Below are 18,991 nucleotides of genomic sequence, written 5' to 3' on the forward strand. Positions count from 1 at the left end.
ATCAAGAGGCAATGGCGGCGGAAACCACTGACCTTGACCAGATTCGCGACCAGGCTCGGCGCTGGCTCGATGACGACCCCGACCCGGCCAGCCGGGACGAGCTGCGGGCGGTGCTCGACCGGCTGCCGGGGAGCGCGTCGGAGCTGGCCGACCGGTTCGCCGGGCCGCTGACCTTCGGCACCGCCGGGCTGCGCGGCCCGCTGCGCGCCGGCCCCAACGGCATGAACCTCGCCGTGGTCACCCGGGCCGCCGCCGGGCTGGTCGGCTGGCTCGCCGCCCAGGGCGGCGAGGGCCCGCTGGTGATCGGGTACGACGCCCGGCACGGTTCCCGCGCGTTCGCCGAGCGCACCGCCGAGGTGGCCACCGGTGCCGGCCGGCCCGCGCTGCTGCTACCCCGACCGCTGCCCACCCCGGTGCTGGCGTACGCGGTCCGGCACCTGGGGGCGGTGGCCGGAGTGATGGTCACCGCCAGCCACAACCCGCCGCAGGACAACGGCTACAAGGTCTACCTCGGTGCTCAGCTCGGCGGGGTACTCGGCGCGGGCGCGCAGATCGTGCCGCCGGCCGACGCCGGGATCGAGGCGGCCATCCGGGCGGTCGGCCCGCTGGCGCAGGTGCCGCTCGGCCCGCACGGCCAGGTGCTCGGCGACGACCTGGTGGCGTCGTACGTCGACCGGGCCGCCGCGGTGATCGCGCCGGACGGGCCGCGCGACCTGACGGTGGCGTACACCCCGCTGCACGGAGTGGGCGCGGCGGTGCTGACCGCCGCCTTCGCCCGGGCCGGCTTCCCGGTGCCCGGCGTGGTGCCCGACCAGGCCGAGCCGGACCCGGCCTTCCCGACGGTGAGCTTCCCCAACCCGGAGGAGCCGGGGGCGGTGGACCGGCTGGTCGCGCTCGCCGACTCCACCGGCGCGGACCTCGCGATCGCCAACGACCCGGACGCGGACCGCTGCGCGGTGGTCGTCCGCGACGGCGGGACCGGTTGGCGGATGCTGCGCGGGGACGAGGTCGGCGCGCTGCTCGCCGACCACCTCATGCGGCGCGGCGTGACGGGCCTGTACGCCACCACCATCGTGTCGTCGTCCCTGCTCCGGGCGATGTGCGCCGCCCGGGGCCTGCCGTACGACGAGACGCTGACCGGATTCAAGTGGATCGTCCGGGCCGGTGGCGGGGCCGAACCGCTGGTCTTCGGCTACGAGGAGGCGCTCGGCTACTGCGTCGCGCCGGAGCACGTCCGGGACAAGGACGGCATCACCGCCGCGCTGACCGTCGCCGAGCTGGCCGCCGGCCTGAAGGCGCAGGGCCGCACGCTCACCGACCGGCTGGACGAGCTGGCCGCCGAGTTCGGCGTGCACCACACCGACCAGCTCTCCGTCCGGGTCGACGACCTGCGGGTGATCGCCGACGCGATGGCCCGGATCCGGGCGGCCACCCCGGCCGCCCTGCTCGGGCACCCGGTCACCGCGGCGGAGGACCTGCTCCCCGCCTCGGACGTGGTGATCCTGCGGACCGACAGCGCCCGGGTGGTGATCCGCCCGTCCGGCACCGAGCCGAAGCTGAAGGCGTACCTCGAGGTGGTGGAGCCGGTCGCGGACGGCGACGTCGCCGCGGCCCGCACCCGTGCCCAGGCAGCGATCTCGACGCTGCGCGCCGAGATCGCCACCGCGCTGGGTGTCTGACCCCCCACGCCAGATTGATCAAGGGGTTTGCGTCCCGGAGCGCTTCCGGAGGACGCGAACCCCTTGATCGCCGGGAGCGGGGTGGCTCAGGAGCGCTTGCCGAGAGCCTGGTCGACGGCCTGACCGAGGGCGGCGATGACCAGGCCCACCGAGGGGCGGACGACCGAGTCGTCCAGGCTGACGTTGCCGGAGAAGCCGGCGCCGCCAGCGATCTCCTCCAGCCGGCGGCGAGCCTCGGCGGCCGCCGTGCCGGTCAGGCCGAGCGCCGGCTCCATCCGGAGCACCGCGACCAGGGTGGCCAGCGCGGCGGTCCGCTCGTCGGGCAGCTGCCCGTCGGCCAGCGCCTCGGCGAGCCGCTGCCGGGTCTCCTCCTCCACGGACGCGTCCGCCATCGGGTAGCGGTGCACGTGGATGAAGTCCAGCTCGGTCTCCTCCACGTCCCGCACCACGCCGCGGGCGACCAGGTCGCCGAGGATCCGGTCGCGCAGGCGGTGCCGCAGCCGCTGCACCCACGAGGACGGCGTGTGCGGGGTGTCCGCCGCGATCCGGGCCAGCACCTCGTCGAGGATCGGCTCACCGACCGGCGTCGGGTCGGTGACCGCCAGGTTCCCCTCGGCGTACGCGATCCGGCCGGCCAGGGCCAGCTCGACCAGGACGGCGGCGGCCATCCCCAGGTCGAGGCTGATCCGGGGCATGGTCGCCTTGCCGGTCTCGTCGTCGTACGCCAGCAGCAGCAGCTCTTCGGCGAGCGCAACACCAGTCATGGCCCGAGACGGTAGCGGGTGGGCGCTGCCCCGCGCGCCGACCCGCCGACACCCGACCCGCCGACCGTGATGGGGTCAGAACCGGGGCATGCCGCCGAACTGCCGGTCACCGGCGTCGCCGAGGCCCGGCACGATGAACATGTCCTCGTTCAGCCGCTCGTCGATCGAGGCGGTGACCAGGCGCAGCGGCAGGCCCGACTTCTCCAGCCGCTCGATGGCCACTGGCGCGACGAGGACGCAGAGCACGGTGATGTCGGTGCAGCCGCGGTCGGCGAGCAGCCGGCAGCAGTGCTCCAGCGAGCCGCCGGTGGCCACCATCGGTTCGAGGACCAGCACCGGAAGGCCGGTCAGGTCGCGGGGCAGCGACTCCAGGTACGCGCGCGGCTCGAACGTCACCTCGTCCCGGGCCAGGCCGACGAAGCCCATCGACGACTCGGGCAGCAGGCCGAGCGCGGCGTCGGCCATGCCGAGACCGGCCCGCAGCACCGGCACCAGCAGCGGCGGGTTGGCCAGCCGGGTGCCCTCGGTGGCGGTGACCGGGGTCTGGATCGGGTACTGCTCGACGGGGAAGGAGCGCGCGGCCTCGTACACCAGCATGGTGGTGAGTTCGTGCAGCGCGGCCCGGAACGACGAGGAGTCGGTTCGGGCGTCCCGCATGGCGGTCAGCCGTGACTGGGCGAGCGGGTGGTCAATGACGTGTACGTCCACGATCGCTCAACCTACCGGTCCGCCGGCCCCGGCACTGCGGGTGCGGGGTGACCGGCGACGCCGCTCACGTGTGGCGCTCCCGACGGGTCGGCCGTGACCAAGATCACTGCCCGACAGGATGCGTAGTATTCGGGGCATGACGGCGACAGCGACGTCGGCCCGGTCGGACCTCTCCGAGCTGGGACGATCCGAGACCGCTCTGCGGACCTTCCTGCACGGCCTGCCCGGCGTGGACCAGGTCGGCGCGGAGCAGCGGGCGGCACAGCTCGGCACCCGCTCCATCAAGACCACCGCCAAGGCCCAGGCGATCGACCTGGCCATCCGAATGGTCGACCTGACCACCCTCGAGGGCGCGGACACCCCCGGCAAGGTCCGGGCGCTCGCCGCCAAGGCGGTGCGCCCCGACCCGGCCGACCCGTCCTGCCCGCACGTCGGCGCGGTCTGCGTCTACCCGGCGATGGTCCCGTACGTGGCCGAGGTGCTGCGCGGCTCCGGCGTGCACCTGGCCAGCGTGGCGACCGCCTTCCCGTCCGGCCAGGCGCCGCTGGAGATCAAGCTCGCCGACGTGGGGGCGGCCGTCGAGGCCGGCGCGGACGAGATCGACATGGTGATCAACCGGGGCGCGTTCCTGGCCGGGCGCTACAAGGAGGTCTACGACGAGATCGTGGCCACCAAGGAAGCCTGCGGGGACGCCCACCTCAAGGTCATCCTGGAGACCGGCGAGCTGGCCACCTACGACAACGTGCGCCGCGCCTCCTGGCTGGCCATGCTGGCCGGCGGCGATTTCATCAAGACCTCCACCGGCAAGGTCCCGGTCGCGGCCACCCTCCCGGTGACGCTGGTGATGCTGGAGGCGGTCCGCGACTTCCGCGCCGCCACCGGGCGGCAGGTCGGCGTGAAGCCGGCCGGCGGCATCAAGACCACCAAGGACGCGATCAAGTACCTGGTCACGGTCAACGAGACCGTGGGAGCCGACTGGCTCGACCCGGACTGGTTCCGGTTCGGCGCGTCCAGCCTGCTCAACGACCTGCTCATGCAGCGCACCAAGCTGACGACCGGCGTCTACTCCGGTCCCGACTACTTCACCCTGGACTGAGAGCCGATGTTCGAATACGCACCTGCCCCCGAGTCCCGCTCGGTGGTGGACCTGAAGCCCTCGTACGGGCTCTTCGTCAACGGGGAGTTCGTCGACCCGATCGACGGGGGCACCTTCAAGTCGATCAACCCCGCCTCGGAGGAGGTGCTGGCCGAGATCGCCGAGGCCGGCGCGCAGGACGTGGACCGCGCGGTCCGCGCCGCCCGGGAGGCGTACGAGCGGGTCTGGGGTCCGATGCCGGGCCGGGACCGGGCCAAGTACCTGTTCCGGATCGCCCGGATCCTCCAGGAGCGCTCCCGCGAGCTGGCCGTGCTGGAGTCGCTGGACAACGGCAAGCCGATCAAGGAGTCCCGCGACGTCGACGTGCCGCTGGTCGCCGCGTACTTCTTCTACTACGCCGGCTGGGCCGACAAGCTCGGCCACGCCGGCTTCGGGCCGGATCCGAAGCCGGTCGGCGTGGCCGCGCAGGTCATCCCGTGGAACTTCCCGCTGCTGATGCTGGCCTGGAAGATCGCCCCGGCGCTGGCCGCCGGCAACACGGTGGTGCTGAAGCCCGCCGAGACCACCCCGCTGACCGCGCTGCTCTTCGCCGAGATCTGCCAGCAGGCCGATCTGCCGGCCGGCGTGGTCAACATCGTCACCGGCGCCGGCGACACGGGCCGGACGCTGGTCGAGCACCCAGGCGTGGACAAGGTCGCCTTCACCGGCTCCACCGACGTCGGCCGGGCCATCGCCCGGTCGGTCGCCGGCACCCGCAAGAAGCTCACCCTGGAGCTGGGCGGCAAGGCCGCCAACATCGTCTTCGACGACGCCCCGATCGACCAGGCGATCGAGGGGATCGTCAACGGCATCTTCTTCAACCAGGGGCACGTCTGCTGCGCCGGCTCCCGACTGCTGGTCCAGGAGAACGTCGCCGACCGGGTGCTGGAGTCGCTGAAGCGCCGGATGGCCCAGCTGCGGGTCGGCGACCCGCTGGACAAGAACACCGACATCGGCGCGATCAACTCGGCCGCCCAGCTGGCGCGGATCCGCGAGCTGTCGGACGCCGGCTCCGCCGAGGGCGCCGAGCGCTGGTCGCCGCCGTGCGACCTGCCGGACCGCGGTTTCTGGTTCGCGCCGACCATCTTCACCGGGGTCACCCAGGCGCACCGGATCGCCCGCGAGGAGATCTTCGGCCCGGTGCTGTCGGTGCTCACCTTCCGTACCCCGGCCGAGGCCGTCGAGAAGGCCAACAACACGCCGTACGGGCTGTCGGCGGGCATCTGGACCGACAAGGGTTCCCGGATCCTCTGGATGGCCGACCGGCTGCGCGCCGGCGTGGTCTGGGCCAACACGTTCAACAAGTTCGACCCCACCTCGCCGTTCGGCGGATACAAGGAGTCGGGCTACGGTCGCGAGGGCGGCCGGCACGGGCTGGAGGGCTACCTCAATGTCTGAGCGGGTCGCGGTACGCAAGACGTACAAGCTCTTCATCGGCGGGAAGTTCCCCCGCAGCGAGTCGGGACGGTCGTATCTCGTGCAGGACGCGAATGTGCCACTGGCTTCTCGCAAGGACGCGCGGGACGCCGTCGTCGCCGCCCGCGCCGCCGTCAAGGGTTGGGCCGGGGCGACCGCGTACAACCGCGGTCAGATCCTCTACCGGGTCGCCGAGATGCTGGAGGGCCGGCGCGAGCAGTTCGTCGCGCTCGGCATGCCGGGCGACGAGGTGGACGCCGCGATCGACCGGTGGGTCTGGTACGCCGGCTGGTCCGACAAGCTCCCCCAGGTGTACGGCGGCGCCAACCCGGTCGCCGGGCCGTACTTCAACCTGTCGGCGCCCGAGCCGACCGGCGTGGTGGCCGTGGTGGCCCCGGAGCAGCCGGCGCTGCTCGGTCTGGTCAGCGTGATCGCCCCGGCGATCGTCACCGGCAACACGGTGGTGGTGGCGGCCTCCCCGGCGGCGCCCCTGGCGGCGGTGACCCTGGCCGAGGTGCTGGCCACCTCCGACCTGCCGGGCGGCGTGGTCAACATCCTGACCGGTCGCCTGTCGGAGACCGTGCCGACGCTGGCTGCGCACATGGACGTGAACGCGATCGACCTGACCGGGGTGGCCGACGCCGAGCTGGCGGCCGACCTCGAGGTCAAGGCGGCCGAGAACCTCAAGCGGGTGCTCCGGCCGGCGCCGGCGGACCACGACTGGTCCGCGGACCCGGGCATCAGCCGGATGACCTCGCTGCTGGAGACCAAGACCGTCTGGCACCCCAAGGGGGTGTGATCGGCGGTCCCGGCCGTGTGTTCGATCTTGCTGGCCGGTGCCCCACGTCGGGTCACCGGCCAGCGGCGTCCTCACCCACGCCGATCCATCCCGCCTGGTCTCCTCCTCGGCCCATGGCCAGCGGGGTGGGGAGGGGTCTACTACGGGGGGTAGGATTGCGGGGTGACTCGGCTCGGTGATCTGGAACGTGCGGTGATGGACGTGCTGTGGGACTCGGTCCCGGGCACGTCGGACGGGGTGACCGTGCGGGAGGTGGCCGACGCGCTCGGCGGGCGCGAGCTGGCGTACACGACGGTGATGACCGTGCTCGACCGGCTCGCCGGCAAGGGCATGGTGCAGCGCGAGCGGGAGGGTCGGGCCTGGCGCTACCGGGCCGCGGCCAGCCGGGAGGCGCACATCGCCCAGCTCATGCTCGACGCCCTCGACCTCGGCGGCAGCCGGGACGCCGCACTGGTGCGCTTCGCCCGCTCGGTGACCGGCACCGAGGCCGACGTGCTCCGCGCGGCGCTGGGCGCCGAGGCCGGGCTGCCCACGCCGGCCGACCGCCAGGCCGGGCTGACCGACCGGGTGGACGACCCCCGGGCCGGCCGGGCGCGGCGCGCCGACGAGGCGACGGACCGGTAGGGCGGCAGCCGTGGCCTTCGCCGTGCACTTCGCCGCGTCGATGCTGGCCTGCTACCTGACCGCGCAGGTCCTCGCCGGCGCCACCTGGACGTGGCGCGCTCCCCGGGTGGCGATCGTCTGCTGGCAGGCCGTCGGGCTGGCGCTCGGCCTCTCCGCGATGGGCCTGCCGATGGCGCTCGGCCTGGCCGCGTACGACCGGCCGACCGGCAGCGCGCTGCTCGCCCTCGCCACCGACCTGAGCCACGGCACCCTCCCGGCCGGGGTGGGCACCGCGCACCTCGGGCTGGTCGGCGTCGGCTTCGGCATCGGCGCCGTGCTGCTCACCACGACCGTGCGCAGCGTCCACGCCAGTGTCCGCGCCCAGCGCCGGCACCGTGACCTGCTCACCCTGGTGGCCCGCCGGGACCCCACGGTGCCCGGCGCGCTGGTGCTGGACCACCCGAGCGCGGCGGCGTACTGCCTGCCGGGGGTGAAGCCCCGGGTGGTGGTGAGTGCGGGCACACTGAGCCTGCTCGACCGCGCCGAGCTGGCCGCGGTGCTGACCCACGAGCGGGCGCACGCCCAGGAGCGGCACGACCTGGTGCTGCTGCCGTTCACCGCGCTCTGCCGGGCGCTGCCCTGGTTCCGCTGGGTCCGCGACGCACACGAGCGGGTCGCGCTACTGGTCGAGATGCGCGCCGACGACAAGGCCCGCGAGCTGCACGCCGAGGCGCCCCTGGCGGGTGCGCTGCGTCGCTTCGCCGCCTGCGGCGAACGGATCACCCCGGCCGGCGCGCTCGGCATGGGCGACCGTGACCTGGACGTCCGGGTGCAACGGCTGATGGTCGCGGACCGGCCGCCCCGGCTGATCGGGGCCGCCGCGCTGGCGGTGGCGACCACCCTGGTCGCCCTGCCGATCTCCCTCTTCCTGAGCTGACCCCGGGCGCCCACGCTCCGCGGGCAACGCCCGCGCACTCCGTCGCGAACTACTACGTCATTCGTAACATCTGCTACGACACGACGTAGTAAATGATGCGTAGGAAACCTACGTGTAGGCTCGCTACCACAAGCGAGCCAACCTCTGGAGAGCGGCCATGGACACCCTGCTCCTCGCGCGCCTGCAGTTCGCCACCACCACCTCCATCCACTTCCTCTTCGTGGTGGTCACCCTCGGCCTGGTCACCCTGCTGGTCGTCCTGCAGACCGCCTGGTTCCTCACCGGCAACCCCCGCTGGGAGCGGCTGACCCGCTTCTGGGGCCAGCTGTACGTGATCAACTACGTGCTCGGGATCGCCACCGGCCTGGTGATGGAGTTCCAGTTCGGGCTGAACTGGAGCGGGCTGTCGCGCTACGTCGGCAATGTCTTCGGCGCGCCGCTGGCGATCGAGACGCTGCTCGCGTTCTTCCTGGAATCCACGTTCCTCGGGATGTGGATCTTCGGGTGGCACCGGCTCCGCCGGGGCCTACACCTCGCGCTGCTCTGGGGCGTCGCGCTGACCGCCTACGCCTCCGCCTTCTGGATCATGGTGGCGAACGCCTGGCTCCAGAATCCCGTCGGCTACGAGCTGCGCGACGGCATCGCCCACCTCACCGACTTCACCGCCCTGCTCACCAACCCGACCCTCGGCTTCGCCTTCGGGCACGTGGTCGCCGCGGGGCTGCTCACCGGCGGGGTGCTGATGGCCGCGGTCAGCGCCTGGCACCTGATCCGTCGTACCCCGGACTTCGCGCTCTTCCGCACCTCGCTGCGGATCGGGCTGGTCACCGCCGCGCTCGCGGTCACCCTGGTGCAGGGCTTCGGATTCGCCCAGTTCGGCCCGGTCGGCCAACTCCAACCCACCAAGTTCGGCGGCAGCCCGGCAGCGGACCCGCTGATCGCCGAGTGGACCGCCCAATTCGGCCCCGGCGACTACACCCCGCCGGCGCTCTCCAGCGTCGGCCTGGGCTTCATGATCCTGATCGGCTTCACCCTCGGCTGCGTCTGGCTACTGCTCCCGCTGCTCTGGCGGGACTGGATCATCCGGCTGCGCTTCCCGCTCTGGCTGACCCTGGCCGCCCTGCCGCTGCCCTTCGTCGCGGTCATCCTCGGCTGGATCGCCCGCGAGGTCGGGCGCCAGCCCTGGGTGGCGTACGGGCTGCTCCCCACCGACCGGGCCGTCTCCGGCGTCGACGCGGGGGTGATGCTGGCCTCGCTGATCGGCTTCAGCCTGCTGCTCGGCGCCCTCGCCGTCACCAACTGGACGCTGCTCGCCCGGGCCGCCGCCCGGGGCGCCGCCGACCCCGCGCTCGGCCGCCCGCCCGGCACCCCGGACGACGAGCCGCGGCCGGTACCCGCCTTCGCCTGAGAGGACCCGCGATGGAACTCGCCTGGTACGCCCTGCTCGGTCTCTTCTTCGCCAGCTACCTGGTCCTCGGCGGTTACGACTACGGCGTCGGTCTGCTGCTCGCCCGCCGTGGCGCCCCGACCGGTCGCCGCGCCGCGCTCACCGCGCTCGGCCCGTTCTTCCTCGGCAACGAGGTCTGGCTGGTCGCCGCCGTCGGCATCCTCTTCGGCGCCTTCCCCACCCTGGAGGGGGAGCTGCTCTCCGGCTTCTACCCCGTCGTGGTCGGCGCGCTGGCCGGGGTGGTGCTGGTGACCGCCGGGGTCCAGTTGCGCAGCCGTCCGGGCGGGGCGCGGGCGCGCGCCGGCTGGGACCGGGTGGTCGTCGCCGGCAGCGCGCTCGCCGCGCTCGGCTGGGGCGCGCTGCTCGGCGGGCTGCTCCAGGGCGTACCCCGGCACGCCGACGGCCACGTCGCCGGGGTGACCCACCTGGTCACCCCGTTCGTCGCCGCCGCCGGGCTCGCGATGCTCGCCGTCGTCGCGGCGCACGGTGCGACGTTCCTCACGCTGCGCCTGCCGGCGGCCGACGCCGCCGCCGTCGGCCGGTTGGCCCGCCGGCTGATCCCGGTGGCGCTCGCCGCGGTCGCCGCGGCCACCGTCCTCGGCCTGCTCTCCGACCGGGTACGCGAGGCGGTGCGCCAGCCGCTCGCCGCAGTGCTGCTGGCATCGGCGCTGGCCGGGGCGCTGCTGTTGGCTCGCGCGGCGCTCGGCCGCGGCCGGCCCGGGGTGGCCTTCGCCGCCACCAGCGCGGCGCTGGCAGTGCCGGTGGCGCTGGTCGGCGCGGCGCTCTGGCCGGCCGTGCTGGTCTCCACGGTCGACCCGGCGGCCTCGCTGAGCGTGGCCGACGCGGCGGCGAGCGGCCCGACGCTGAGACTGCTGGGCTGGCTCGTGCTGCCGCTCCTGCCGGCCCTACTAGGCTTTCAGGCGATGTGCTGGTGGGTGTTCCGGGGACGGACCGACGGCAGGGCGCCGGTGTACTGGTGAACCGCCGTCCCTTCGACCCGCGTCTGCTGCGCCGGGTCCCCGCGGCCCGGCGCGACCTCGCCATGCTCGCGATGCTCGGCGGGCTCACCGCGCTGCTGGTCGTCGGGCAGGCCACCGCCCTGGCCGCGCTGCTCGCCACCGCGATCGACGGCCGGCTGGACCGGCCGGCGCTGGCCGGTTTCATCGCGGCCGTGGCCGGGCGGGCGCTGGTCACCTGGGCACAGGGCACCGTCGCCGCACGGGCCGCGGCGACCGTGAAGGCGACGCTCCGCGCCGACCTGCTCGCCGCCGTCGGCCGGCATGGCCCCGGCTGGGTCGCCGGCCAGCGGGCCGGGCAGCTCGCCACGCTCACCGGGCGCGGTCTCGACGCGCTGGACGCCTACTTCACCGGCTACCTCCCCCAGCTCGTGCTGAGCGTGACCGTGCCGCTGGCCGTGCTGGCCCGGCTGGTCCTCGCCGACTGGGGCTCGGCGCTGATCATCGCGCTGACCATCCCGCTGATCCCGGTCTTCGGCGCGCTGCTCGGCTGGCAGGCCCAGGCCGCCACCGAACGGCAGTGGCGGCGACTGTCGCTGCTCGGCGGGCACTTCCTCGACATGGTCGCCGGGCTGCCCACGCTGCGCGCGTTCGGCCGGGCCCGGGCGCAGACCGAGGTGGTCCGCCGGATGGCCGACGGGCACCGGGTCGCCACCATGAAGACGCTGCGGATCGCCTTCCTCTCCGCGCTGGTGCTGGAGCTGGTCGCCACCCTCTCGGTGGCGCTGGTCGCGGTGCCGGTCGGCATCCGGCTGCTCTCCGGCGGGATCACCCTCTCCACCGCGCTGCTGGTGCTGCTGCTCACCCCGGAGGCGTACCTGCCGCTGCGGGCGGCCGGCAGCCGATTCCACGCCAGCATGGAGGGGCTGACCGCGCTGGACGAGGCGCTGACCATCTCCGCCGCCCCGGCGGCCGCGGCCCGGACCGGTGGGCCGGCGCCGGACGGGCGCGGCGAGATCCGCTTCGAGGCGGTGACCGTCGCGTACGAGCGCACCACCGCGCTGCGCGACGTCACGCTGACCATCCGCCCCGGCGAGCGGATCGCCGTCATCGGACCCAGCGGCGCCGGCAAGAGCACCCTGCTCGGGCTGCTGCTCGGCTTCGTCACCCCGACCTCCGGCCGGGTCACCGTGGACGGCGTCGACCTGACCCGCGTGGACCTGGACGACTGGCGCCGGCAGCTGGCCTGGGTGCCGCAGCGGGCGCACCTCTTCGCCGCCTCGCTGGCCGACAACATCCGGCTCGGCGCACCGGAGGCCCCTGACGAGGCGCTGGCCGACGCGGTCGCCGACGCGGCGCTCGACGACGTCGTCGCGGCCCTGCCCGAGGGGCTGGCGACCACGCTCGGCGAGCGCGGGCACGGGCTCTCCAGCGGCCAGCGGCAGCGGGTCGCGCTGGCCCGGGCGTTCCTCCGGGACGCGCCGCTGGTGCTGCTCGACGAGCCGACCGCCCGGCTGGACACCGCCAGCGAAGCGGTGGTGCTGGCTGCCACCCGGCGGCTGGTGGCCGGGCGTACCGCGCTGCTGGTCGCGCACCGTCCCGCGCTGCTGGAGGACGCCGACCGGATCCTGCGGATCGAGGACGGCCGGGTCACCGAGCTGACCCCGATGCCGGCCGGGGAGGCGACCCGATGAGCAGCGGAGCGAACCTGCCTGACCGCCCCCACCAGCCGGGCCGGGCCGTGCCCGGCGGGGTGTCGGCCGACGGGGTCACGCCGGCCGGGCGCGACCCGGACGCCCCGACGCCGGCCGAGATCACGCCGCGGGAGCTGGCGCCCGGCGGACCCGTCCCGGGCGGCGGCACAGCATCCGGTGCGGCCGGCTCCTGGACGGGCGGGGCGATGCCGGGCACCCGGGCCGGCGGCACCGCCGCCGAGCGGGCCGTGCTGCGGCTGGCCCGGCCGTACCTGGGCCGGCTGGCCGGCGCGGGGCTGCTCGCCGCCGCCACCGAGTTCGCCGGGCTCGCCCTGATGGCCACCGCCACCTGGCTGCTGATGACCGCCGCCGGCCGGCCGTCGCTGGACCGGCTGACCGTGGCCATCGTCGCGGTCCGGGCCCTCGCGATCAGCCGGGGCGTGTTCCGCTACGCCGAACGGCTCGCCGGGCACGACGCGGTGCTCCGCATGATCACCGACGTCCGGGCCCGGGTATTCGCCACCCTGGCCGCCCGCCGGGGATCGGCCGGGCAACGCTCCGGGGACGCGCTGAGCCGGCTCGTCTCCGACGTCGAAGCCGTCCAGGATCTGCTGCTGCGGGTCCTCGTACCAGGGGCGGCGGCCGTGCTGGTCAGCCTGCTGGCCGTCGGCGGAGCCGCGCTGATCTCGCTCCCCGCGGCCGGAGTGCTCGCCGTCGGCCTGCTGGTCGCCGGGGTCGCGCTGCCCATGCTGGCCACCGTGCTCACCCGCCGGGCCGCCGACGAGGTGGCGCCGTTGCGCGGCGCGCTCGCCACCGACGCGGTGGACCTCACCCACGGCGCCGCCGACCTGGCCGCCTTCGGCGCCACCGGGCACGCCCTGGACGCCGCGCGGCGGCGCGCCGACCGGCTGGCCCGGCTGGAACGCCGGCTCGCCGCGACCGGGTTCGCGGTCGACGCCGCCGGGGTGCTGGTCGCCGGGCTGACCGCCGGCGGGGTGGTGCTCACCGCGCTCCGCGCCGGGGTGAGCGGCGTCGGAGTCGGCGTACTGGCGGTCGGCACCCTCGCCGCCGTGGAGATCGCGCTGGCGCTGGTCGGCGCGGCCCGGCAGCGGACCCAGCTGCGCGCCGGCCTCACCCGGATCGCGGCGCTGCTGGACGAGCCCCCGCCGACCCCGACGGCCGGCACGGCGACGATCGAGGAGGGGGCGCCGCACGACGTGCGCTTCGCGGGGGTGAGCGTCCACTACCGGGAGGGCGCGGCGCCGGCCCTCGACCGGATCGACCTGGACCTGCCGGCCGGCCGCCGGGTCGCCGTGGTCGGGCCCAGCGGCGCCGGCAAGAGCACCCTGGCCGCCGTGCTCACCGGCGCGGTACGCCCCGACGCCGGCCGGGTCACCCTGGACGGCGTCGACCTGTCGGCGTACCCGGCCGAGGAGCTGCCCCGGGCGGTCGGTGGACTGCTCGCCGAGGCGTACGTCTTCCACGCCACGGTCCAGGAGAACCTGCTGCTCGGCCGCCCGCAGGCGGACGAGGAGCAGCTCACCGCCGCGACCCGGGCCGCCGGCCTGCTGGACTGGGTACGCGAGCAGCCCGACGGCTGGGACACCGTGGTCGGCGAGGAGGGCGGGCAGCTCTCTGGCGGCCAGCGGCAGCGCCTCGCCCTGGCCCGGGCGCTGCTGGCGTCCCCTGGGGTGCTGGTGCTGGACGAGCCCACCGAGGGGCTCGACCCGGCGGCCGCGGACGCGGTGCTCGCCTCGGCGCTGGCCGCCACCCCGGCCGGACACTCGGTGCTGCTGATCAGTCACCGGCTCAGCGGCCTCGCCGGGCTGGACGAGATCGTGGTGCTGGATGCCGGCCGGATCGGCCAGCGCGGCCGGCACACCGAGCTGGTGGCCGCTCCGGGCTGGTACCGGGACCAGTGGCTGCTCCAGGAGGCGGCCGAGCGCGGGTACCTGGCCCTGGCACCCTGACCCGGGTTCCGGGAATCTCCCCGACGCGGCGCGGTGGCGCCCGTGGCAGGGTGGGCCCATGCGGAGCGGGGTGGAGGAGCGGCTGCGGGAGTTCGACGACCGGCTGCGCGGGCCGGGCCGGCTCAAGGCGGAGCTGATCGTCGAGCTGCGGGACGCGCTGACCGACGCCGCCGAGGCGTACCGGGAAGGCGGCCTGCCGGCGGCGGAGGCCGAGCGGCGGGCGGTGGCCGAGTTCGGCACCCCGGCGCAGCTGGTGCCGGCCTACCAGGCCGAGCTGGCCGCCGGGGCGCTGCGCGGCCTGTCGCTGCGCGCGCTGCTGGTGGCGCTGACCCTGATGGCCGCCGGCGACCTGACCTGGCAGGGGTCGAGCTGGAGCGACGGTCCCCGACCACCGGCGGGCTACCTGCTGCTCTCCGCGTCGATGGACGGGATCTGGCTGGCCGTCGCCGGGTTCGCCCTGGCCGGGCTGGTGCTCGGCCGGCTGGCGGCCCGCCGGGGGTGGGCCGGGACGTCGCCGGCGGCCCGGCTGCTCGGGCTGGGGCTGACCGCTGCGCTGGTCCTCGGCTCGGTCGCCGGGGTCGGCCTCTTCACCTGGTCGGTGCGGCTCTGGGACGCCGCGCTGACCTGGCCACCCATGATCATCGGCGCGGTGGTGACGGGGGCGGCCTGGTTCTCGCTCGCGCGGGCCGGCCGGTACTGGCTGGCCGCCACCCGGTGACCCGGCGCCGCCACCAGCGCGGCTTTCATGATCGTCTGCGTACCCACGGCACGCCCGGCGGCGGGGCGCTGGCCTGCGGACGATCTTCGGCGTCCGGTGGCCGGCCGGGGGGTCAGGCGGGTGCGGTGGGGGGCTCGCCGGGGCCGAGGAAGCGGCCGACGGTCGCGCTGAAGTCCCGCCAGCCGGCCCGCTCGCCGGCCAGCGCCCGACGCCCCGCGTCGGTGAGCTCGTACGTGCGGCGCTCCCGCCCGTTGACCGTGCTCCAGGAGCTGGCCACGTGGCCGGCCCGCTCCAACCGGCGCAGCGCCGGATAGATCGTGCCGGTGGGCAGGTCGAGGCTGCCGTCGCTGCCGGCGCGCAGCGCCTCGATGATGGCGTAGCCGTGCAGCGCGCCCTGCTCGAGCACGGCCAGCAGCAGGGCGTCGAGGTGTCCGTGCAGCGCCTGTGCCTTCATGCGTAGTTACGCTACTTGTCGGCCGTACGGACCGCCACCGGGGTGCGGGGTCCGGACCCGGCGGGACGCCCACTAGGGTATGTGCCCAGAGTCACTCGGCGACCGGACGCGTCGGCGAGTGGGCAACCCGATGCACACGGAGGTCAGCGTGGCCCGCCAGTCGCCCCAACGGCCCGACGCCGACGAGCCCGAGCTCGACGACACCGACGGGCCGGTCGAGCCCGAGGTGGAGCGCGGCGCGGTCGACCGCACCCTCTGGGACGAACTGCGGATCGACCCGGTGGAGATCGCCCTGCCCGCCGGTACCGGCTTCACCCTGCGGGCGTACCGCCCGGCGCGGGAGCTGACCCCGACGGACGTCGCCGAGCGCGACGAGGACGATCCCTTCCTCGCCCGTCGCCAGGTCGTCGAGACCGAGGAGGACGAGGAGGTGGTGATCCTCGACGAGGAGTTCACCGCTCTCTCCGCCAAGGACGAGGACGCCGACGGCGGGAAGCCCGAGGGTCGCAAGCGCGCCACCGACGTCGCCGACGTAGCCGACGAGGACGCCGAGGCGGAGGACGAGGATGACGAGGAGGTGCCGGTCTTCCTCAGCCACAAGGGCCGGCTGCTGCTCTTCAAGACCCCCGAGGCCCTGGTCAGTTTCATCCGTTCCGGTGCGCCCAACGACATGTCCCAACTGGACGGCTGGAATGAGCTGTCCGAACGGGTCGAACCGGCCGACATCGCCCCGCTCGACGAGGACACCTACGAGCTGGACCTGGTCGTGGAAAATCTGCGCGGCGGGCACGACACGTGGGATCCCACGCTCCTGATCGAGGCCGGCGAGGTGGCCCGTGACCTCTCGTACGCGCTGCGGCTACCGGCCGTGCTGGACATGCTCTCCGCCGGCTCCAGCCTGGACGACCTGGACGAGGCTATGCGCTCGTCTGTCAATGGCGGAATCGGCGGTTTCCTCGGCCGACGGCGCCTGAAGAAAATCGGGGCACAAACCGCGAGTTTGGGTTGGCGCACCATTGTCGGCAAGATCTCTGCTGTCGTGGACTGGCGCGACTGACCCCGAGCGGGGAGCATCAGTCTCTGGCAGAGGAAAAGACCTGTGTCCCGGGAGGAGGACGACGCCGTGGCGCTCGTGCGCGTGTACTGCGGTCTGGCCTCGGCGGATCCGGCCGACCGACCGGCATCGGCCGGTTCGACGCTGACGTCCGCTGTGGTCGACGACGCAGGCCGTCTGCTGCATGTCTGCGAGATCGGCGACGACCCGACGGGCTACGCCCAGCTGGTCGCGCTGCTCGTGGAGCGGTCGGGCGGGCCGAGCGGAGCGGCGATCGCGGCCGACAGCGACGACCACACCGTCACCTCACTGCTGAGCGCCGCGGGCCGTCCACTGGCGATCGCGGACGACGACTCCGTGGACGACTTCGCCGAGCGGTTCGCCGACGACGACTCCCTGGAGGAGATGCAGTCACCGCCCGCCGAACGGCGGGCGGTGGGTCTGGCCCGCGCCCTGCAGGCCGGCGCGCTCTCCGCGGTCACCCTGCCGACCCCGCGGGACCTGGCCGGCTACAAGCAGGTCCTGGCCGCGCACGCCGCCCTGTCCAGCGGCCGGCACTCGGCCGCGGTGGCGCTGCGCGAGGTGCTCCGTGAGCTCTACCCGGCCGCCCTGCGGGCGTACCCGGACCCGGCCGAGCCGATGGCGCTCGCCGTCCTCGACGCGCTGCCGGAGCCCGGCATGCTCGGCGGCACCGCGGCCCGCGGCCGGGAGGGCTCGGTCGCCGCGGACGCGGTGGCCGCGCACCTCGCCGCGGACGGCGTGGCCGAGGTCGAGGAGATCGACGCCGCGGTGACCGCGCTACGGGTGGCCATCACCGAGACTCCGCGCCGGGCCACGGTCAACCGAGCGCTCACCTCCGCGGTGGCGGAGACCGTCCGGCATGCGGTCGCCTCGGTCCGGGCCTGCGACGCGGGCTGCGAGGCGCTGGTGAGTGCGCTCAGCGCCCGGTCCACCACTCCGGCTCCGGTGCCGGGGCGGCGCGCCGCCGCCCGACGCGGCGAGCCGGTCGACGACCTGGCCGGGCTCAGCGGCACCGGGACGGGCCTGCGCTCCGTCCGGCCGGCCGAGCCGGAAGCGCCCCTACCCACCGGGCGACGCAGCCGTCCCGAGCCGGTCTCCGCCGGCGCGATGCCCACCGCGCCCCGGCCGCTCGGCCCGCCGCCGGTCGCCCCCGCGCCGGTCGCACCGCCGCCCGTCGCGCCGCAGCCGGTCACCCCGGCCGCCGCGGCAGGCACCCCGACCTCCGCCCCGCCCGTGCATACCGACCCGCGCATGCCGGTCGTTCGGCGCGGCACCGACCCGCGCATGCCCGTCGTCCGGCGCGGCACCGACCCGGGCATGCCGGTCGTCCGGCGCGGCACCGACCCGGCCATGCCGGTCGTCCGGCGCGGCACCGACCCGGCCATGCCGGTCGTCCGGCGCGGCACCGACCCGGCCATGCCGATGGTGCGACGTGGGGTGGACGGTCCGACCAACCGACCGGTCTCCGCACCGCCGCCTCCCCCGCCCGGGATCACCCCGATCGCCCCGGCGCAGCGGGGCACCGTGCCCCCGGCCGAGGCGGGCGAGCCGTTCCGGCCGACGCTCACCACCGCCGCGATCAACAATGCCCGTGCCGAGCGGCAGCGCACCGTGATCCCGCCCCGCCCGAAGACCAACGGCGCGCTGTCCGCCCCCACCGGCGGCTTCAGCGTGACCGACCTGAGCGTGCCGGTGCCGACCCCCCGTCCCGAGCAGGAATCGGCGCCGCCCGGGTCCCGGGCCAACTGGCCGCTGGTCAACAACCCGGAGGATCCGGCCGACAGCGCCGCCGACAATCCGGTCGTGCCGTCCTACGGCGAGCGCGGCGGTCGGCCGGTGGACGCCCCGACCGACCCGGGTTCGGAGCGGCGGGTCACCCCGCCCTGGCTCGCCGACGACCTGCCGCAGGAGCCGCCGATGCTGCGGCTCGTCGAGCCGCCGCCGCTGGCCGACCGGGCGCTGCGCGACGGACTCAACCCGCCCGCCGACCCGTACCTGGAGACCCCGCCGCTGCGGCTGGTCGAGCGCGAGGAGGCGAGCCGTTCCGGGCGCGCCGGCCGCGGCGAACGCCCCCTGGCCGAGCGCCGTCCGGACCTGGCCGAGCGCCGTCCGGACCTGGCCGAGCGCCGTCCGGAACCGATCGAGCACCGGCCCGCCCCGATGGAGCACCGACCCCCGCCGATCTCCGACGAGGGTGACGGGGATCTGCTGATCTTCGCTCAGGCCCGGTCCGCCTGGTTCGTCGGTCACGCCGAGGAGTCCGAGCTGGAGTGGTCAACCACGGCCGACACCGGCTGGCAGGCCGCCGAGCAGGCGGCCCGCCCGGCGGTCGGCGCCGAGACCTCCGCCGGCCTGCCGAAGCGGGTGCCCAAGGCCAACCTCGTGCCCGGCTCACCGCTGCGCGACGAGCGTCCACTGCGGATCGTCCGGGACGCGGCGAGCCTCGCCGAGAACACCACCGGCTACTTCCGCGGCTGGCGTCGCGGGCAGGAGATCGGCGGGTTCGCGGTCGGTGGCCGTCCGGGTCGCGAATCGGCCGGCGGCTGGGACTTCAGCCGCGACCCCGCCGAGCGCGACGACGACCGGGAGTACGAGTTCCGGTCCGCCGGTTACCGCTCCTGACCGCCGGAAAAGCG

The 18,991-nt window shown here is 75.0% G+C and carries 15 protein-coding genes and 2 pseudogenes; 14 read left to right on the plus strand and 3 right to left on the minus strand.

Features of this window, described 5'->3' with window-relative positions:
* Nucleotides 1-11 precede the first annotated feature (11 nt).
* Complete coding sequence (locus tag ACLQ2U_RS08415) at nt 12-1,679, plus strand: phospho-sugar mutase (protein ID WP_425749984.1); 1,668 nt, start codon at nt 12-14, stop codon at nt 1,677-1,679.
* A gap of 86 nt (nt 1,680-1,765) precedes the next feature.
* Here ACLQ2U_RS08415 and ACLQ2U_RS08420 read toward each other — a convergent pair whose 3' ends face one another.
* The gene (locus ACLQ2U_RS08420) at nt 1,766-2,443 is read right to left on the minus strand and encodes a GOLPH3/VPS74 family protein (protein WP_425749985.1); all 678 of its coding nucleotides are present in this window, start codon (nt 2,441-2,443) and stop codon (nt 1,766-1,768) included.
* Nucleotides 2,444-2,518: 75 nt separating this feature from the next.
* Nucleotides 2,519-3,151, minus strand: a complete 633-nt coding sequence (upp, locus tag ACLQ2U_RS08425; RefSeq protein ID WP_425749986.1) for a uracil phosphoribosyltransferase — start codon at nt 3,149-3,151, stop codon at nt 2,519-2,521.
* A gap of 136 nt (nt 3,152-3,287) precedes the next feature.
* On the opposite strand from upp, the gene deoC reads away from it, so the two are divergent.
* The 10 genes from deoC (at nt 3,288) to ACLQ2U_RS08475 (ending at nt 14,826) form a co-directional block, all read left to right on the plus strand.
* Nucleotides 3,288-4,247: a deoxyribose-phosphate aldolase gene (deoC, locus tag ACLQ2U_RS08430; protein WP_425749987.1), complete on the plus strand. Its 960-nt coding sequence runs from the start codon at nt 3,288-3,290 to the stop codon at nt 4,245-4,247.
* 6 nt (nt 4,248-4,253) lie between these two features.
* Nucleotides 4,254-5,684 (plus strand): aldehyde dehydrogenase family protein, encoded by a 1,431-nt coding sequence (locus ACLQ2U_RS08435; RefSeq protein ID WP_425749988.1) that lies wholly within the window; start codon nt 4,254-4,256, stop codon nt 5,682-5,684.
* On the plus strand, nt 5,677-6,501 hold the full coding sequence (locus ACLQ2U_RS08440) for an aldehyde dehydrogenase family protein (RefSeq protein WP_425749989.1): 825 nt from the start codon (nt 5,677-5,679) through the stop codon (nt 6,499-6,501). Before ACLQ2U_RS08435 ends, ACLQ2U_RS08440 begins: the two co-directional genes overlap by 8 nt.
* 162 nt (nt 6,502-6,663) lie before the next feature.
* Nucleotides 6,664-7,125, plus strand: coding sequence for a BlaI/MecI/CopY family transcriptional regulator (locus ACLQ2U_RS08445; RefSeq protein ID WP_425749990.1), 462 nt, complete (start codon nt 6,664-6,666; stop codon nt 7,123-7,125).
* 10 nt (nt 7,126-7,135) lie between these two features.
* A complete protein-coding gene (locus ACLQ2U_RS08450; protein WP_425749991.1) occupies nt 7,136-8,041 on the plus strand; it encodes a M56 family metallopeptidase in 906 nt (301 codons plus the stop codon).
* Nucleotides 8,042-8,198: 157 nt separating this feature from the next.
* Nucleotides 8,199-9,449 carry a cytochrome ubiquinol oxidase subunit I gene (locus tag ACLQ2U_RS08455; protein ID WP_425749992.1) on the plus strand — a complete coding sequence of 417 codons (1,251 nt, stop codon included), beginning with the start codon at nt 8,199-8,201 and terminating at the stop codon, nt 9,447-9,449.
* An 11-nt stretch (nt 9,450-9,460) separates the two neighbouring features.
* Nucleotides 9,461-10,468 carry a cytochrome d ubiquinol oxidase subunit II gene (locus tag ACLQ2U_RS08460; RefSeq protein ID WP_425749993.1) on the plus strand — a complete coding sequence of 336 codons (1,008 nt, stop codon included), beginning with the start codon at nt 9,461-9,463 and terminating at the stop codon, nt 10,466-10,468.
* On the plus strand, nt 10,465-12,138 hold the full coding sequence (gene cydD, locus ACLQ2U_RS08465; RefSeq protein ID WP_425749994.1) for a thiol reductant ABC exporter subunit CydD: 1,674 nt from the start codon (nt 10,465-10,467) through the stop codon (nt 12,136-12,138). The genes ACLQ2U_RS08460 and cydD overlap by 4 nt, the downstream gene beginning before the upstream one ends.
* A 206-nt stretch (nt 12,139-12,344) precedes the next feature.
* On the plus strand, nt 12,345-14,108 hold the full coding sequence (gene cydC / locus ACLQ2U_RS08470; protein ID WP_425750138.1) for a thiol reductant ABC exporter subunit CydC: 1,764 nt from the start codon (nt 12,345-12,347) through the stop codon (nt 14,106-14,108).
* A 58-nt stretch (nt 14,109-14,166) separates the two neighbouring features.
* Nucleotides 14,167-14,826, plus strand: a complete 660-nt coding sequence (locus ACLQ2U_RS08475) for a permease prefix domain 1-containing protein (RefSeq protein ID WP_425749995.1) — start codon at nt 14,167-14,169, stop codon at nt 14,824-14,826.
* Nucleotides 14,827-14,938: 112 nt separating this feature from the next.
* Here the strand turns inward: ACLQ2U_RS08475 and ACLQ2U_RS08480 are convergent, their stop codons facing one another.
* Entirely contained in the window at nt 14,939-15,280 is a 342-nt protein-coding gene (locus ACLQ2U_RS08480; RefSeq protein ID WP_425749996.1) for a PadR family transcriptional regulator, read from the minus strand.
* A 118-nt stretch (nt 15,281-15,398) separates the two neighbouring features.
* Here ACLQ2U_RS08480 and ACLQ2U_RS08485 point away from each other — a divergent pair.
* From ACLQ2U_RS08485 to ACLQ2U_RS08495, 3 genes and pseudogenes are all read left to right on the plus strand, one after another.
* Nucleotides 15,399-15,731: pseudogene (locus ACLQ2U_RS08485) on the plus strand (DNA primase); the annotation flags it as partial.
* 108 nt (nt 15,732-15,839) lie between these two features.
* Nucleotides 15,840-16,337 (plus strand): annotated as a pseudogene (locus ACLQ2U_RS08490) (DNA primase); the annotation flags it as partial.
* Nucleotides 16,338-16,379: 42 nt separating this feature from the next.
* On the plus strand, nt 16,380-18,977 hold the full coding sequence (locus ACLQ2U_RS08495; RefSeq protein ID WP_425749997.1) for a transposase: 2,598 nt from the start codon (nt 16,380-16,382) through the stop codon (nt 18,975-18,977).
* The last annotated feature ends 14 nt before the right edge of the window (nt 18,978-18,991 follow it).

It is taken from the genome of Micromonospora sp. DT47, assembly GCF_049844475.1.
In the GTDB taxonomy this organism is placed as follows: Bacteria; Actinomycetota; Actinomycetes; order Mycobacteriales; family Micromonosporaceae; genus Micromonospora.

Excerpts from the sequence above, each read along its gene's own strand:
- ACLQ2U_RS08455 (WP_425749992.1), top strand. The coding sequence starts at position 8,199 with ATGGACACCCTGCTCCTCGCGCGCCTGCAGTTCGCCACCACCACCTCC.
- cydC (WP_425750138.1), top strand. The coding sequence starts at position 12,345 with ATGCCGGGCACCCGGGCCGGCGGCACCGCCGCCGAGCGGGCCGTGCTG.
- deoC (WP_425749987.1), top strand. The coding sequence starts at position 3,288 with ATGACGGCGACAGCGACGTCGGCCCGGTCGGACCTCTCCGAGCTGGGA.
- ACLQ2U_RS08435 (WP_425749988.1), top strand. The coding sequence starts at position 4,254 with ATGTTCGAATACGCACCTGCCCCCGAGTCCCGCTCGGTGGTGGACCTG.
- ACLQ2U_RS08475 (WP_425749995.1), top strand. The coding sequence starts at position 14,167 with ATGCGGAGCGGGGTGGAGGAGCGGCTGCGGGAGTTCGACGACCGGCTG.
- ACLQ2U_RS08480 (WP_425749996.1), bottom strand. The coding sequence starts at position 15,280 with ATGAAGGCACAGGCGCTGCACGGACACCTCGACGCCCTGCTGCTGGCC.
- ACLQ2U_RS08420 (WP_425749985.1), bottom strand. The coding sequence starts at position 2,443 with ATGACTGGTGTTGCGCTCGCCGAAGAGCTGCTGCTGCTGGCGTACGAC.
- ACLQ2U_RS08440 (WP_425749989.1), top strand. The coding sequence starts at position 5,677 with ATGTCTGAGCGGGTCGCGGTACGCAAGACGTACAAGCTCTTCATCGGC.
- ACLQ2U_RS08460 (WP_425749993.1), top strand. The coding sequence starts at position 9,461 with ATGGAACTCGCCTGGTACGCCCTGCTCGGTCTCTTCTTCGCCAGCTAC.
- ACLQ2U_RS08415 (WP_425749984.1), top strand. The coding sequence starts at position 12 with ATGGCGGCGGAAACCACTGACCTTGACCAGATTCGCGACCAGGCTCGG.